The sequence below is a fragment of the Streptomyces sp. BK022 genome (assembly GCF_004217355.1).
In the GTDB taxonomy this organism is placed as follows: Bacteria; Actinomycetota; Actinomycetes; order Streptomycetales; family Streptomycetaceae; genus Streptomyces; species Streptomyces griseoluteus.
In genome coordinates this window covers 753,646-769,996 of record NZ_SHKU01000002.1, presented here as the reverse complement: position 1 = coordinate 769,996, position 16,351 = coordinate 753,646, and the positions used below count along the sequence as shown (strand labels likewise).

Sequence of the window (16,351 nt, the reverse complement as noted above, 5' to 3'; positions counted from 1 at the left end):
GTCAACTTGAGTAACACTGACTCAATGCTGCTGAGCCGTTCAATGTTCCCCGAACGCCGTTCGCTCTGGGCGAACGAGGACTCGCCGGGCGGGCGGGGCAGGATGGCGGCATGACTGCCACGCACGACGGCGCCGCGGACACGGTGGTCCTGGACCGGCGCGAGGGACCGTACGGGGAGGTGGCGCTGCGCCGCAGCGGGGCGCTGCTCCAGATCATCGCCAACGGGTGCTTCCTGATGGACACCTCCGACGGCCGCTCGGAGCGGCTGCTGGTGGACGCGGCGCGGGACGCGCTGGACGACCGCCCGGCGCCCGAGGTGCTGATCGGCGGCCTCGGCGTCGGCTTCTCGCTGGCGCACGCGGCCGCCGACCCCCGGTGGGGACGCATCACCGTCGTCGAGCGCGAGCCCGCCGTCATCGACTGGCACCGCACCGGCCCGCTGGCCGAGATCTCCGCCGACGCGCTGACCGACCCGCGCACGCGCGTCGTCGAGGCGGATCTCGTCCGTTTCGTCAATGAGACATCCGACACGTTCGACGCCGTGTGCCTCGACATCGACAACGGGCCCGGCTGGACCGTCACGGAGGGCAACGAAGGGCTCTACACGCCACGCGGACTCGCCGCGTGCGCAAGGGTGTTGAGGCCGGGCGGGGTGCTGGCGACGTGGTCCGCGCAGCCCTCTCCGGAATTTGAAGGAACCTTGCGGAATGCCGGGTTCCGACAGGTGCGTACCGAAGAGGTCCCCGTTGCCCGTGGCGTTCCCGACGTGGTCCATCTCGCCGTCCGACCTGGATAGCGACGGCCCGGCGTGTCCCCGTAATGTGCAGCGTGACGCGGATCATTCAAGCGTCAATCGCAGTCATGGGATCACCCCACGGATTCCGGAAAGCAACAGGGGCGGGCGATGGAGCAGACACACACCTCCCAGACCGGTGCGGCGACGACGTCACAGGGCGCGCAGCGCCGGGTACTGGTCGTCGAGGACGACCCCACGATCGTCGACGCCATCGCGGCCCGGCTCCGCGCCGAGGGATTCCTCGTGCAGACCGCCGGTGACGGTCCGTCGGCGGTCGACACGGCCGAGGCATGGCAGCCCGACCTGCTGATCCTCGACATCATGCTGCCCGGCTTCGACGGCCTGGAGGTCTGCCGCCGCGTGCAGGCGTCCCGTCCGGTGCCGGTCATGATGCTCACCGCCCGCGACGACGAGACCGACATGCTGGTGGGCCTCGGGGTCGGTGCCGACGACTACATGACCAAGCCGTTCTCCATGCGGGAGCTGGCCGCGCGGGTGCACGTCCTGCTGCGCCGCATGGAGCGCGCCGCGCTGGCCGCGACCACGCCCCGCTCCGGGATACTCCGCCTCGGCGAGCTGGAGATCGACCACGCCCAGCGCCGGGTGCGGGTGAAGTCGGACGACGTCCACCTGACGCCCACCGAGTTCGACCTGCTGGTGTGCCTGGCCAACACCCCGCGCGCGGTGCTCTCCCGCGAGCAGTTGCTCGCCGAGGTCTGGGACTGGGCGGACGCCTCCGGCACCCGGACCGTGGACAGCCACATCAAGGCCCTGCGCCGGAAGATCGGCGCCGAGCGCATCCGCACGGTGCACGGAGTCGGTTACGCGCTGGAGACGCCGACCCCGTGAGCCGCGGACGGGAAACGGGGCGCCGCCGCTCCGGGGACGAACCCTGGGGTGGCGTACGCCCGTTCTCGATCAAGACCAAGCTGGGCGCGCTGGTCGTCATCTCGGTGCTGATCACCACCGGTCTCTCCATGATCGCGGTGCACACCAAGACCGAGCTGCGCTTCATCACGGTCTTCTCGATGATCGCCACGCTGCTGATCACCCAGTTCGTGGCCCACTCGCTCACCGCACCGCTGGACGAGATGAACGCGGTGGCCCGCTCCATCTCGCACGGCGACTACACCCGCCGGGTGAGCGAGGGCCGCCGTGACGAACTGGGCGACCTGGCCGTCACGATCAACGTCATGGCGGACGAACTGGAGGCACAGGACCTCCAGCGCAAGGAGCTGGTGGCGAACGTCTCGCACGAGCTGCGCACCCCCATCGCGGGCCTGCGCGCCGTGCTGGAGAACATCGTCGACGGCGTCACCGAGGCCGACCCGGAGACCATGCGCACCGCGCTGCGCCAGACCGACCGGCTCGGCCGGCTGGTGGAGACCCTGCTCGACCTCTCCCGCCTGGACAACGGCGTTGTCCCGCTGAAGGCCCGCCGCTTCGAGGTGTGGCCGTATCTCTCCGGGGTGCTCAAGGAGGCCAACATGGTCGCCTCCGCGCGCGCCGGCATCGCCTCCGGCTCCGGCAGCCACACCCGTACCGACGTGCATCTGCACCTGGACGTGTCCCCGCCGGAGCTGACCGCGCACGCCGACCCCGAGCGCATCCACCAGGTGGTGGCGAACCTCATAGACAACGCGGTCAAGCACAGCCCGCCGCACGGCCGGGTCACCGTGAAGGCCCGGCGCGGCCCGCGTCCGGAGTCGCTGGAGCTGGAGGTGCTGGACGAGGGTCCGGGCATCCCCCGCTCGGAGTGGCACCGCGTGTTCGAGCGGTTCAACCGGGGCGCGGTCACCCGCCCGCACGGTCCGGGCAGCGACGGCGGCACCGGTCTGGGGCTGGCCATCGCCCGCTGGGCGGTCGATCTGCACGGCGGCCGGATCGGTGTGGCCGAATCCGAGCGCGGCTGCCGGATCATCGTCACCCTTCCGGGAGCGGTTCCGGCGTCGAGTTGACGCTCCGGGCCCCCATGGGGTTCAGTCGGATGATCAAGATCACATACGTTCCGCCAGTCGGACACGTGTGATCAGGCACGGGCCGGCGCGATGCGCGGAGCGAGGACGCTCAGGGCCCCGATTCCGCGTGCCCGCGACGCTCCACCCGCATCCGGAACCCCGCTTGTTTCCCGCCATTTCAGGGCCCGAAACGCGGTTCGCGATGTGACTTGCACGACGATGAACGGGCCCGACCTGACCTTCCCGCTCGGGGAGGCGTAGCCTTTATTCCCGCTGTCCATCACCTTGTGAAGCGGAAGAGGGCGGTTACCGCCGTGTCGCCACAGTCCCCCAGTAACTCGAACGTCTCCACCGACGACCAAGCCGGGAAGAACGCCGCCGCGGCGTTCGGACCGAACGAGTGGCTCGTCGACGAGATCTATCAGCAGTACCTCCAGGACCCGAATTCGGTAGACCGTGCCTGGTGGGACTTCTTCGCCGATTACAAGCCGGGGGCGCCCGCCGCCTCGGCTCCGGCGGGTACCGCGGCCGCGGGGGCCGCGGGCACCACCCCCACCGCTCCCCCGGCGCAGGCCGCACCGGCTCCGGCCGCGCCCGCCCCGGCGCAGGCACCGGCCCAGTCGGCTCCGGCCGCGCGGCCCGCGCAGGCCCCGGCCACGCCGGCCCAGGCCCCGGCGCAGGCACCCGCGGCCAAGGCCGCCCCTGCCGCTCAGGCACCGGCCGCTCAGGCACCGGCGAAGCCGGCCGCGGCGCCCGCGGCCAAGCCGAAGGCCGCCGCCGCGCCCGCCACGGAGGCCCCCGAGGGCCCCGAGTACGTGACGCTGCGCGGTCCGTCCGCGGCCGTGGTGAAGAACATGAACGCCTCGCTGGAGCTGCCCACGGCCACCTCGGTCCGCGCGGTCCCGGTGAAGCTGCTGTTCGACAACCGCATCGTCATCAACAACCACCTCAAGCGCGCCCGCGGCGGGAAGATCTCCTTCACGCACCTCATCGGGTTCGCCATGGTGCAGGCCATCAAGGCCATGCCGGCGATGAACCACTCGTTCGGCGAGAAGGACGGCAAGCCGACCCTGGTCAAGCCGCCGCACGTGAACCTCGGTCTGGCCATCGACCTGGTGAAGCCCAACGGCGACCGCCAGCTCGTCGTCGCGGCCATCAAGAAGGCCGAGACGCTGAACTTCTTCGAGTTCTGGCAGGCCTACGAGGACATCGTCCGCCGCGCCCGCGAGGGCAAGCTCACGATGGACGACTTCACCGGTGTCACGGTCTCCCTGACCAACCCCGGCGGCCTGGGCACCGTGCACTCCGTGCCGCGCCTGATGCCCGGCCAGTCCGTGATCATGGGCGTCGGCTCCATGGACTACCCGGCTGAGTTCCAGGGCACCAGCCAGGACACCCTGAACAAGCTCGGCGTCTCCAAGGTCATGACGCTCACGTCGACCTACGACCACCGGGTCATCCAGGGCGCCGCCTCCGGCGAGTTCCTGCGCCAGGTCGCGAACCTCCTGCTCGGCGAGAACGGCTTCTACGACGACATCTTCGAGGCGCTGCGCATCCCCTACGAGCCGGTCCGCTGGCTCAAGGACATCGACGCCAGCCACGACGACGACGTCACCAAGGCCGCCCGTGTCTTCGAGCTGATCCACTCCTACCGGGTCCGCGGCCACGTCATGGCCGACACCGACCCGCTGGAGTACCAGCAGCGCAAGCACCCCGACCTGGACATCACCGAGCACGGGCTCACCCTGTGGGACCTGGAGCGCGAGTTCGCCGTCGGCGGCTTCGCCGGCAAGTCGATGATGAAGCTGCGCGACATCCTGGGCGTGCTGCGCGACTCGTACTGCCGCACCACCGGCATCGAGTTCATGCACATCCAGGACCCCAAGCAGCGCAAGTGGATCCAGGACCGCGTCGAGCGCCCGCACTCCAAGCCGGAGCGCGAGGAGCAGCTGCGCATCCTGCGCCGCCTGAACGCCGCCGAGGCGTTCGAGACGTTCCTGCAGACCAAGTACGTCGGCCAGAAGCGGTTCTCGCTGGAGGGCGGCGAGTCCGTCATCCCGCTGCTGGACGCGGTCATCGACTCGGCCGCCGAGTCGCGCCTGGACGAGGTCGTCATCGGCATGGCCCACCGCGGCCGGCTGAACGTGCTCGCCAACATCGTCGGCAAGTCGTACGCGCAGATCTTCCGGGAGTTCGAGGGCAACCTCGACCCGAAGTCGATGCACGGCTCCGGTGACGTGAAGTACCACCTGGGCGCCGAGGGCACCTTCACCGGTCTCGACGGCGAGCAGATCGCGGTCTCGCTGGTCGCCAACCCCTCGCACCTGGAGGCGGTCGACCCGGTCCTGGAGGGCGTCGCCCGCGCCAAGCAGGACATCATCAACAAGGGCGGCACGGACTTCACCGTGCTGCCGGTGGCGATCCACGGCGACGCGGCCTTCGCGGGCCAGGGCGTGGTGGCCGAGACCCTGAACATGTCGCAGCTGCGCGGCTACCGCACCGGCGGCACGGTCCACATCGTCATCAACAACCAGGTCGGCTTCACCGCCGCCCCGGAGTCCTCGCGCTCCTCGATGTACGCCACGGACGTGGCCCGCATGATCGAGGCCCCGATCTTCCACGTGAACGGCGACGACCCGGAGGCCGTGGTCCGCGTCGCGCGGCTCGCCTTCGAGTTCCGTCAGGCGTTCAACAAGGACGTGGTGATCGACCTCATCTGCTACCGCCGCCGCGGTCACAACGAGTCGGACAACCCGGCCTTCACCCAGCCGCTGATGTACGACCTGATCGACAAGAAGCGCTCGGTGCGCAAGCTGTACACCGAGTCCCTCATCGGCCGCGGTGACATCACGCTGGAGGAGGCCGAGCAGGCGCTCCAGGACTACCAGGGCCAGCTCGAGAAGGTCTTCACCGAGGTCCGCGAGGTCACCTCGCAGCCGGTGCAGGGCGAGTCCCAGCCGCCCAAGGACGGCTTCCCGGCGGCGGTCCCGACCGCGATCTCCGCGGAGGTCGTCAAGCGGATCGCCGAGTCCCAGGTCAACGTCCCGGACAACATCACCGTCCACCCGCGGCTCCAGCCGCAGCTCCAGCGCCGGGCGGCGATGGTCGAGGACGGCACGATCGACTGGGGCATGGGCGAGACCCTGGCCGTCGGCTCGCTGCTGCTGGAGGGCACCCCGGTCCGCCTCGCGGGCCAGGACTCCCAGCGCGGTACCTTCGGCCAGCGCCACGCGGTGCTCATCGACCGGGAGACCGGCGAGGAGTACACCCCGCTGCAGTACCTCTCCGAGGACCAGGCGCGGCTGAACGTCTACAACTCCCTGCTCTCCGAGTACGCGGCGATGGGCTTCGAGTACGGCTACTCGCTGGCCCGCCCGGACGCGCTGGTGATGTGGGAGGCGCAGTTCGGCGACTTCGTCAACGGCGCGCAGACGGTCGTCGACGAGTTCATCTCCTCGGCCGAGCAGAAGTGGAACCAGACCTCCGGTGTGGTCCTGCTGCTGCCGCACGGGTACGAGGGCCAGGGCCCGGACCACTCCTCGGCCCGTCCGGAGCGGTTCCTGCAGCTCTGCGCGCAGAACAACATGACGGTCGCCATGCCGACCTCGCCGGCGAACTACTTCCACCTGCTGCGCTGGCAGGTCCACAACCCGGCCCACAAGCCGCTGATCGTCTTCACCCCGAAGTCGATGCTGCGTCTGAAGGCGGCGGCCTCGAAGGCGGAGGAGTTCACCTCCGGCGAGTTCCGTCCGGTCATCGGCGACGACACGGTCGACCCGGCCGCCGTCCGCAAGGTCGTCTTCTGCTCCGGCAAGGTCTACTACGACCTGGAGGCCGGCCGGCAGAAGCGCGGCGCCACGGACACGGCGATCATCCGCATCGAGCGGCTGTACCCGCTGCCCGGCGCCGAGGTCCAGGCCGAGGTCAACAAGTACCCGAACGCCGAGAAGTACCTGTGGGTGCAGGAGGAGCCGGCGAACCAGGGTGCGTGGCCGTTCATCGCGCTCAACCTGATCGACCACCTGGACCTGGCCGTCGGTGCCGACGTCCCGGCGGGCGAGCGCCTGCGCCGCATCTCGCGTGCGCACGGCTCCTCCCCGGCGGTGGGCTCCGCCAAGCGCCACCAGGCGGAGCAGGAGCAGCTGGTGAACGAGGTCTTCGAGGCGTGACCCCGGCTCACTGAGCGACGCTGAAGGGCCCGGCCCTCTGGATCTGATCCGGAGGGCCGGGCCCTTCGCCGTCCGGGCGGTGCCCGGCGGCGTTCAGCTCGCCTGGGGCTCGAAGTCCCAGTACGGGCGGTTGCGGGAGCGGGCGGAGACGGTGTGGACGTGCTGGGGGCCGAGGGTGGCCGCGAGGTCGGACAGGGCCTCCTGTTCGACCTTCTCCGCCTGCTGGCGGTCGCGCAGCGCGCGCAGGTCGGCCGCGTAGGCGACGCGGGCGGTCAGGGTGAGGGGGTGGGTGCGGCCGAGGGTGTCGGTGGCGCGCAGGATGGTGATCTGGCTGAGGTCGGCGGCGGCCTCGGTGTCCCCGACGAGGTTGCGCAGCGCGGCCGCGTTGACGGCGCACCCGAGCGCGTAGGGGTGGCTCTCCCCCAGCGCGGCGGCCATGTCGGCGAGGCTCTGCTCGATCAGGACGTGGGCGTGGTCGCGTTCGCCGACGCTGCGCAGCACCAGCGCGTGGTTGGCGCGGGCGCCGATGATGAAGGGGTGGCCCTCGGGCAGCAGCAGTTCGTAGCGGGCGAGGACGGACTCGCTGGCCTCGCGGGCCTGGTCGATGTCGCCGTGCTCGCGGGCGAAGCAGCTCTGGCTGACGGCGGCGGCCAGGGTGTGCGTGTGGCTGTCCCCGAGCTTGCGCTCCAGCCCCTCCAGGACGCGGGTGAGCAGTTCGCCCGCCCCGGCCCGGTCCCCGCCGCGCAGCCGGCACAGCGCGAGGTTGTGCTCGGCGCGCAGGGTGTTCTGGTTGTCCGGGCCCATGACGATGCGGTACTCGCGGACGTTCTTGGTCTGGATCGACTCGGCCTCGGCGTAGCGGCCCAGCAGGCGCAGGTCGACCGCGTAGGAGACCTCGGAGAACAGGGTCCAGGGGTGGCGGCCCTTGAGGAGCTGGCGGCGGGCTTCCAGGGTCCGGGTGTCGTAGCCGCGGGCCTGCTCGTAGCGCCCGAGGAGGCGCAGGGTGAAGCCGAGGTTGTTCTGGGCGTTGAGGGTGCGCGAGTCGTGCTCGCCGAACAGTTCGCGGTAGGTGGGGTAGAGCCATTCGTCGAGTTCGAGGGCCGCGTCGTACTGGCCGAGTTCCCGCAGGTCGGCGGCGAGTCCGCCGGCCATCCTGAGGTGGTCGAGGTCGTGTTCGCCGCGTTCGGCGAGGAGCTGCTCGCGGGCGGCCCGGTCGATGGCCTCGGTCTCCTGGAAGCGGCCGGCCGAGCGCAGCAGGTTGGCGTGGTGGTAGGTCACCTCCCAGACCCGGGGGTGGGACTCGCCGAGCAGCTCGCGCCAGGTGGCGAGGGCGCGGCCGCCGAGGTTGACGCCCGCCGTGTACTCCCCGGCGAACAGCATGTACCGCAGGCAGTTGAGCACCAGCCCCTGCACCCGGCGGTCCCTGCTGCGCAGCACGTCGGCGTACTTGAGGTGCGGGACGATCTCGGCGTACGCGTCCCAGTTGCGGGTGTCGGTGGGGCGGCCGGGGTCGGCCTCGGCGAGGGCGCGGCGGACCACCTCGATGAACTCTTTCCGGTCGGCCTCGGGCATGTCCTTGTGCACGATCTGGTGGACCATGCGGTGCAGGTAGACCGACTCGCCCGAGGCGACGGCCTCGTCCAGCGTGGCCTCGTGCGACTCCAGCCGGACCACGGAGTACTGGCGGAGCTGGTTGACGGCCTTGTTCCACAGCAGCGGGTCGTCCAGCAGCCCGGCGAGCTGCTCGGGCAGGTCGTCGTGGTTCATCTCCTTCAGCAGCCGGACCGGGATGAAGCCGGGGGCGAAGAAGGTGCACAGCCGCAGCAGGTCGACGGACTCGGGGACGGTCTCGCGGAGCTTGTTCAGCAGTATCGACCAGGCGGTCTGGAAGGCGAGCGGGAAGTCCGCGGACACCTTGACGACGTCCTGGTCGATCCCGCCGTCCAGCAGGGCGATGTACTCCTCCACCGAGAGGTCGGAGTCGTTGAGCCAGCCCGCGGTCTGGTCGAGCAGCAGCGGCAGGTCCTCCAGCGCCTGGGCGAGCTGGTCGGCGTCGGGTTCGGTGAGCCGGGGCGCGCGGCGGCGGATGAAGGCGACCGACTCGTCGCGGCCGTAGACGGGGACTTCGAGGAGCTTGCTGTTGTGCTCGCCCCACTCGGGGTTGCGGGAGGTGATGAGGACGTGGCCGGGTCCGGTGGGGACGAGGTCCCAGATCTGGTCGGGTTCGTCGGCGCCGTCCAGCACGAGCAGCCAGCGGGAGTAGGGGGTGCCCCGGCGCAGCGCGTCGCGGACGGCGCGGAGCCGCTCGCCGTACTCGGCGCCGGTGGACAGGCCGAGTTTGGGGGCGAGTTCGGCGAGGAGGCGGCGGTAGCTGACGCGTTTCTCGGCGTTGACCCACCACACCACGTCGTACTCGGAGCCGAAGCGGTAGACGTACTCGGCGGCGAGCTGGGTCTTGCCGACGCCGGACATGCCGTGCAGGGTGAGGACGCCCGCGCCGGGGTCGCTGCCCTGGAGCAGGTGGTAGGCGTCGTTGAGCAGCGGCTCGCGGCCGGTGAAGCGGGTGTTGCGGCGCGGCACCCCGCCCCACACGTCGGGCATGGCGGCCGGGAAGCGGGGCGCGGGGCGCGCCGGGTCGTCGGCCGGGCGGGTGTCGTGGGGCAGGTCGAGGCGGTCCGTCAGGCGGCGTTCGGCCTCGTCGGCGCCCATGTTGGTGAGGTCGACGGGGGCGAGCGCGGCGACGGCGGAGGGCAGCGGGGCGTTGGTGACGGAGACGGCGGCGAACCGGCCCGGATCGGTACCGACGACCTCGCGCAGAGCCGCGTTCCACTCGTCGTGGGTGCGCGGGCCGAGCTGGAAGTACCACTCGCTGACCACGATCAGGGTGCGGCCCTCGGCGAGGGTGAGGTCGCGCAGCAGGTCGGTGAGGGGCTGGTCCGGGGGCGCGTCCCAGCGCAGGTAGACCACTCTGAGGCCGCGCCGCTCCAGCCGGTCCCCGATCCATGCGGCCCAGGCGCGGTTGAACCCGGCGAAGCTGATGGTGACGGTCTGCCTCGCGGCCCCGTTCCCGCTCGGTGCCGGCGTACGGGATTCAGACATGCGGCGGCCTCCAGCACGTAGACAGGAAATCGTAGAACCTCGGCGCGGCCCTGGGGAGTACGGCGACCGCCGGAGACCAACGCCTCGGTGCGCCGATCTTCGCGCAGCGGGGGGTGCCAAGCCGGGATTTCACCGGTTCGGGATCGGCGGCGTGGGGGGCTGTCGCTGCGCCCAGAGGGCGCGCACCGCCTTGACGTACGCCTGCGCGCGCGCCGTGTGCCCCCGGGGTGCGGGGCGGGCGGAGAGCCGTTCGTGGGCGGCGGCCATGCCGTCGACGAAGCGGCGTCCGGCGGGGGTGAGGTCGGGCGAGGCGACGAGCGCCGGAAGGGCGGCGGCGACCTGGGCGTGGTAGCGGGCGTGTTCGGCCCAGGCGGCCTCGCGGCGGGCGGGTTCGGCGAGCGCGGTGCGCTGGAAGTGGTCGGCCAGCGCGAGATGGGCGTAGGTGCCGTGCAGCAGCCCGTCGTAGGGGCGGGGGTCGGGGCGCCAGGGGGCGAAGTAGCGGGCTTCGGGTCCGGCGCGGTGCAGTTCCACCAGCTCACCGAGGGCGGCGAGTTTGGTGTGCTGCATCTCGTGGACGAGGGTCGCGGCCAGCGCGGTCGGGGTGGCGGGGGTGGTGCTGAGCAGCGCGCCGAACGCCTCGCGCCGGGTGCCGCTGGAGCTGCCCCGGCCGTCGGAGCCGGGCGGGGGCGCGAGCGGGACCAGGCAGCGCAGCAGAGCGATGGTCTCGGTGAGCCGCTGTTCGCCGCCGGTGCGCAGCGCCTGTGCCGTGCCGGACCATGCCTGCAGCCAGCGCTTGCGCTCGGCGTGATCGGGCCCGCCGGCCCCGCTGAACGCGAACCGTCCGGGTTCGCGGGGCGGGGTGCGGTACGGGTCGAGGTCGTCCAGCGGTACGGGGGCGGCGCCGGGCAGCAGGCCGGGCAGGGCGTGGGCCGGGGTCCAGGCGGGCGCGCCGGACCAGGCGCCGACGCCCTGCTCCAGCCGGACGTGCACGTCGGAGGCGCCGTGTCTGCGCAGGGTCAGGCGGCCGTTCCTGTGCCGCACCTCGATGGCGGTGGAGTCGGCCCGCCCGGTGCGCAGGACGCCGAGGGAGGGCAGGCAGAGCAGGCCGTCGCGGGCGGTGAGCGAGGTGCTGAACGGCAGGCCCGCGCGGGCTGCGGCGGCTGCGGCGAGGGCGCTGAAGTAGGCCGTCTCCCACGGGATTCCGGCCGCGCCGCCGGGTGTGGTGAGCGCGGTCAGGCAGCGGCGGGCCCAGGGGCCGGTGAAGGGGTAGGTGAGCCGGGTCCGGGCGGGTGAGCGGGGACCGTCGGCGGCGCGGTCGGCCTCGGTCAGCAGGGCCCAGTCCTCGCGCAGCCGGCGCCTGGCGGCGGGCGGGCAGTCGGCGGGGCCGGCGCCCTCGGCGGCGTCCAGGACGGCGCGCAGCAGCAGCATGCGCCGGGTGTCCTGGTCGCGGACGAGGAGGGCGAGGGTGTCGGGGCCGCCCCCGGTGCGGCTGAGCTCGGCGAGGGCGCGGTCCAGCGGTTCCGTCACGAGGTGCCTCCTTCCTCGGCGAGCCGCGCCGCCACATGCCGGATGAAGCGCTGGAGGTCGGCGCAGTACACCGACGGGTTGTCGAAGCCGTGCCCGGCGCGGTAGCGGTGCGCATAGTGGCCGCCCCCGCACACCGGGACCAGCGGACAGGCCCGGCAGCGCCCGGCCAGCCCCGCGAGCCCGCTCTGCCGGGCGGCGACGCCGGGGTGGGCGAGGGCCTGGTCGAAGTCGTGCCGGAACACGTCGAGCCCGGTCTCGGCGGCGCCGTCGTACGCCGACTTCAGCGAGTCGACCTGCTCGATGGAGCCGTCGGTCTCGATGACGACGGCGTCGAAGGGGGCGAGTCCCAGGGACTCGGTGGCGGCGGGCAGGCCGAGCAGCAGGGCGAGGCACTCCTCGAAGAGCCGTACCCGCGTCTCGCGCCGCCCGGCCGACCACCACCGGTCGAAGACGCGGCACAGCCAGTCGCCGTACTCGCCCTCGTGCGGGGGCGGGGCCGACCAGTTGCCGTGGGGCAGCAGCAGGTCGAGCGCGGGCGGGCGGAGCGTGAGCAGGGACTCGTAGGTCGCGACGGGGTCCGTGGTGGGGTCGACCACGGTGAGGACGCCCGCGTACGCCTCGGGGAAGTGGTCGGCGACCAGGCGGGCGCCGCGCGCCGCGGCGGGCCAGGAGGGGCGCCCGGCGTGGTCGACGCGCCGGTGGTTGAGGGTGGCGTTGCCGCCGTCGAGGCTGATGCCCACGCGGATGCCGTGCCGGGCCAGGAGGGCCACCCGGTCGTGGGTGAGCAGGGTGGCGTTGGTCTGCACGGTGGCGTGCACGGCGCAGCCCTCGGGCACACGGGCGCGGACGGTGTCGGTGAAGCGCGCCAGCGTGCCGGCGCCGGCCAGCAGGGGTTCGCCGCCGTGCAGGACGAGGGAGAGCGCGGGCAGGGCGTGGTCGCGGGCGTGCCGGGCGATGCGGTCGGCGGTGCGGTCGAGCACCTCGGCGGGGGCGGCGGCGGGGCGGGTGCGCCAGGTGCGGTCGGGGCCCTCGTAGAGGTAGCAGTAGCGGCAGGCGAGGTTGCAGCGGCCGTGCGCCTTGACGATGAACTGGCGGAAGGGGCGCGGTCGCGCCCGCGTCGGGGCGGCGGTCGTCCCGGACATCCCGTACCCCCGTACCGCGATGCGGGCGCGGCTCGTTCGCCCGTGTGTGCGGGGGCGTTCCCGGTCGCGGCCCGGCGCCAAACGCGAGGCGGCGGAAGTTGCCGGTTTCCGCCGTCGGGTGACCAGGAGCGAGCGGATCAGAGGCAGTTGTTGAAGCCCCAGAGCATCTCGGCGGGTCTTCCCGCCCGTTCGGTGAGGGTGTCCAGGACCTCGCGCAGTACGGGGTGGTCCAGGGTGCGCAGTTCCTCCAGGTCGAGTGTGAGGAGGTCCGGCAGTGGCTCGCCGTGCTCCGGTACGGGTGTCTCGTCCCCCGCGCTCGTCATCGCTGCCTCCCGTGGTGTGCCTCGGTGTGTCTCGGTGCCGGTCAGCCGAGTCCGGCGAGCCGGCCGGCGGTGTCCTCGGCGGTCGGGGCGCCGGTGCCGAGGCTGTCCTCGGGCAGCCGCGCCCACTCGGCGCGGGCCGCGCGGTACGCCTCGCGGGCCGCGCGCGGCCGGGTGGCCGCCTCATAGGACATACCCCGCCAGTGGTGCGCCTGCGCGCCCAGTTCGACGGCGATCCGGCGGTCGCGGTCCGACTCGGCCGCCGCCTCCGCCTCCCGCGCCGACTCGGCCGCCGCCCGGAAGGCGTCCACCGCGTCGTCCAGCCGGGTCGGCCGGGCCAGGCTCCGGTACGCCTCGTACTGCGCCTGTCCCAGCTCCAGCGAGCAGCGCGCGGCCAGCAGCGGATCGTCCGCCTCGGCCGCCGCCAGCCCGAAGAGGTGCTCCGCCTCGCGCAGGTCCACCCGGTCGCCGCGCAGCCGGTAGCGCCGGATCAGGGCGCGGCCCAGCATGAGCAGGCGGTGCGCGGTGTGCGGGCTGCCGGTGTGGGTCTCGCGTCGGCAGTCCCGCAGGACGCGGATCGCGTGGGCGAGGGCCTCCCAGGCCCGCTCTCCGCTCTCGGCGTCGGCCCGGCGCAGCAGCACCTCGCCCCACTCGGCGAGGACGTCGGGGTAGTCGGCGGCCTCCCTGGAGGTGTCGGCGGCGGCCCGTGCGAACGCCTCCGCCGCGTCGCGGAGTTCACGGGGATCGCCCGTCTCGGCGTACCGGGCGACCCCGATCCGGCCCGCCCTGACGTGGAGTCGGGCGCGCAGGGCTCGTCCGGTGGTCGTGGCGAGCGCGGCGTCGACGTGTTCCCGGGCCTCGGTGAGGTCACCGCCGGAGCGGAGGAGGGCGTCGGCCAGATCCAGCCGGATCAGCACGAGTTCACGGCCATCACCCTCGCCGGCCGCCAGCGCGTCGCGGAGCGAGCCGGCCGCCTGGGCCGCGTAACCCCGCGCCTGTACCGGGTCGTGGGTGGCGTCGGCCAGGCGGAGCAGGAGTCTGCCGTGGGCCAGGGGCAGTTCGGGCGGGCGGTGCCCGCGGTCGGGCCAGACGTCGGCGAACGCCTCCAGCATGCCGACCGCGCCCTGGAGCAGCGCGCTGTCCCCGCCGAGCCGCCACTGCGCCTCCAGCGCGCCGACCCGCTCCAGCGTGAGCCGGAGCGCCTGCGCGGGCTCCAGGTCGGGGGCGGCGCAGGCGACGGCGTACTCCCGGTCGGCACGGCGCAGCAGGTCCAGCGCGGCGGGCCGGTCGCCGCGCCGTCTGCGGTCGGTGGCGGCCGCCCGCAGCACCCGGGCCAGCGCGGCCCGCTCCCGCTGCGCGTGCGGGTGGGCCACGGCCCGCTCGGCGGCGGCCTCCGCCTCGGCCAGCAGCGCCGAGCCCCCCTGCACCTCCCACAGCCGCAGCGCGGCGTACGCGTACTCGGCCCACAGTCCCGGGTCCGCCCCGGCGGGGCGCTCGTTCTCGGTGGCACCGCGCAGCAGCTGTACGGCGTCGATCACGTCCTGCACCATGCCGTCGGCGTCGAAGCGGGCCAGGAGCGTGCGGGCCCGGACCACCGCCGGGTGCGGGGGCCGGGGGCCGGCGGCGGTGCCGGGGCGGGTGCCGTAGAGCCGGAACTGCTCCGGCAGCGGCATGAAGCGCTCCAGCACCCGCGCGGCGACCTCGGCGAAGGGCTGGGGGACGAGGGTGGCGTCGCCGTTGTCACCGGGGTACGCGCCGAACAGGCGGCCCCCCGGGTCCTCCTCCCCGCGCGCCGGGTGGCCGGTGCCGCCGAGCTGGGCGAGGGCGAGGGCCGGGAAGTTGGCGCCGCCCTTGCCGAAGCGCTGCTCGATGTACTCGGAGCAGTGCTTGAGGACGAGCAGGGCCTCGTCCCGGCCGAGCGTGGACAGCAGCGCCTCCCGCACCTCCGGCTCCATCTCGTACCACTGCCCGGCGTCCGGCCCGTGGTCCTCCCCCGCCCGCCGGACAAGGCCGCCGAGCAGCACCTCGGCGAGTTCGGCGGGGCCCGAGCCGGGCAGCATGGTGCGCTGCACCAGCCGCATCACCGGCAGGCAGAGCGGGGCGGCGGCGAGGTAGACGGCGAGGCGGCCGGCGGCCGGTGAGGCGGCGGAGCGGAACCGGCTGACCCGCTCGACGGGCGTCGGCCGGCGTCCGCCGCGCGCCTGCGGTGCGGGCGGCTGGTCGGCCCGCACCCAGCCGACCGCGCCGGACACCGGCCCGGCACCGGCTCCGGCGAGCAGCCGCGCCCACGCCCCGAGCGCCACGGGTTCGGGCGGCAGCACCGGTACGGGCAGCACGCCGGGCGGCGGTACGAGGGGCGCGCCGTCGGGGGTACGGACGCGCAGCGCGGTACCGCCGGGGGTGTCGCCTCGGGTCAGTTCGCCGTACGTGACCGGCAGCCGGGTACGGCTCCACAGGCGCTGCGGGAGCGGCTGGAGCACGGCGACGGGGGCGAGCCGGGCCAGCCGGTGCAGCAGCCGGTGCGCGCCCCCGGACCGCCACAGCGGACCCGCGCAGTCGCTGACCAGCAGGGTGATCCGGCGCCCGGTGGGGTCGCTGAGCCGGTCCACGGTGTGCTGCGGAGCCCCGCGCGGATCGGCGCTGGCGCTGACCGTGGCCTCGCCGTCGGGACCGGTGTGCAGGTGGGCGATCCGGATGTCGCCGAAGGCGCCCAACTGAGCGAAGATCTCTGCCAGTTCGGCGAAGAGGCGGTCCCACACCCGCATCGAGGGCGCGGCGTCCAGCACGAGTTGCAGCCGGGCGTCCCCGCGCCGCACCTCGCGGTACACGGGGAGGATCAACCCTCCCGCCTGGGCGCTGAGTTCGGCGGTCGCGGTCTCGTCCAGCTCGCGGCGGAGCGGGGGCGCGGCACTGTGGTACGCCTGCAAGGGCCGCAGCGCGCGCTGGAGTTCGAGGGGGGAAGGCAGTGCGGGGGCGGCGGGGACGCCGACCGGGAGTGCGGTCAGCCGGGTGCCGGGCCCGACACGAATCTGGCCGTCGCGGGGCGCCGGGTAGAGGGGGACGCTCCGGTCCGGGCCGGGGGTCAGGACCTCGGGTTCCTTCGGCGCGGGCGGGAGTTGGGGCTTGGGCGGGGACACGGGCGGGGGCGGGGGGACCTCACGGGCCCGCCCGCTCGCGCCGGCCGGCTCGCGCTCGCCCGTCCACCGGGCCAGCCACAGGGCGTCGCTCAGCCCCTCCACGTCCGGTTCGAGGCCGGCTTCCCGCAACTGGAGCACGAGTGCGGCGAGCGGGTCGGGGGCGTCGGGGCCGTGTCGTGCCGGTGCGTCGGGCATCGGCTCC

The 16,351-nt window shown here is 73.4% G+C and carries 9 protein-coding genes; 4 read left to right on the top strand and 5 right to left on the bottom strand.

Going from position 1 to position 16,351, the window contains the following annotated elements; all coding sequences use genetic code 11:
- Positions 1-110: 110 nt before the first annotated feature.
- From EV284_RS09645 to EV284_RS09625, 4 genes are all read left to right on the top strand, one after another.
- Positions 111-797 carry a spermidine synthase gene (locus EV284_RS09645; RefSeq protein WP_130332279.1) on the top strand — a complete coding sequence of 229 codons (687 nt, stop codon included), beginning with the start codon at positions 111-113 and terminating at the stop codon, positions 795-797.
- Positions 798-905: 108 nt separating this feature from the next.
- Entirely contained in the window at positions 906-1,646 is a 741-nt protein-coding gene (locus EV284_RS09640; protein WP_030816749.1) for a response regulator transcription factor, read from the top strand.
- Positions 1,643-2,755 (top strand): HAMP domain-containing sensor histidine kinase, encoded by a 1,113-nt coding sequence (locus tag EV284_RS09635; RefSeq protein WP_130332277.1) that lies wholly within the window; start codon positions 1,643-1,645, stop codon positions 2,753-2,755. The genes EV284_RS09640 and EV284_RS09635 overlap by 4 nt, the downstream gene beginning before the upstream one ends.
- 314 nt (positions 2,756-3,069) lie before the next feature.
- Positions 3,070-6,924: a multifunctional oxoglutarate decarboxylase/oxoglutarate dehydrogenase thiamine pyrophosphate-binding subunit/dihydrolipoyllysine-residue succinyltransferase subunit gene (locus EV284_RS09625; RefSeq protein WP_130332273.1), complete on the top strand. Its 3,855-nt coding sequence runs from the start codon at positions 3,070-3,072 to the stop codon at positions 6,922-6,924.
- A gap of 93 nt (positions 6,925-7,017) precedes the next feature.
- On the opposite strand, the gene fxsT is transcribed toward EV284_RS09625, so the two are convergent.
- The 5 genes from fxsT to EV284_RS09600 form a co-directional block, all read right to left on the bottom strand.
- On the bottom strand, positions 7,018-10,023 hold the full coding sequence (gene fxsT, locus EV284_RS09620) for an FxSxx-COOH system tetratricopeptide repeat protein (RefSeq protein WP_130332271.1): 3,006 nt from the start codon (positions 10,021-10,023) through the stop codon (positions 7,018-7,020).
- A gap of 129 nt (positions 10,024-10,152) precedes the next feature.
- Positions 10,153-11,550: an HEXXH motif-containing putative peptide modification protein gene (locus tag EV284_RS09615; RefSeq protein WP_130332269.1), complete on the bottom strand. Its 1,398-nt coding sequence runs from the start codon at positions 11,548-11,550 to the stop codon at positions 10,153-10,155.
- The gene (locus tag EV284_RS09610) at positions 11,547-12,692 is read right to left on the bottom strand and encodes an FxsB family cyclophane-forming radical SAM/SPASM peptide maturase (RefSeq protein ID WP_130332267.1); all 1,146 of its coding nucleotides are present in this window, start codon (positions 12,690-12,692) and stop codon (positions 11,547-11,549) included. Before EV284_RS09610 ends, EV284_RS09615 begins: the two co-directional genes overlap by 4 nt.
- A gap of 137 nt (positions 12,693-12,829) precedes the next feature.
- Positions 12,830-13,015, bottom strand: coding sequence for an FxSxx-COOH cyclophane-containing RiPP peptide (fxsA, locus tag EV284_RS09605; RefSeq protein ID WP_130332265.1), 186 nt, complete (start codon positions 13,013-13,015; stop codon positions 12,830-12,832).
- 41 nt (positions 13,016-13,056) lie between these two features.
- On the bottom strand, positions 13,057-16,344 hold the full coding sequence (locus tag EV284_RS09600) for an SAV_2336 N-terminal domain-related protein (RefSeq protein WP_130332263.1): 3,288 nt from the start codon (positions 16,342-16,344) through the stop codon (positions 13,057-13,059).
- Positions 16,345-16,351 lie beyond the last annotated feature (7 nt).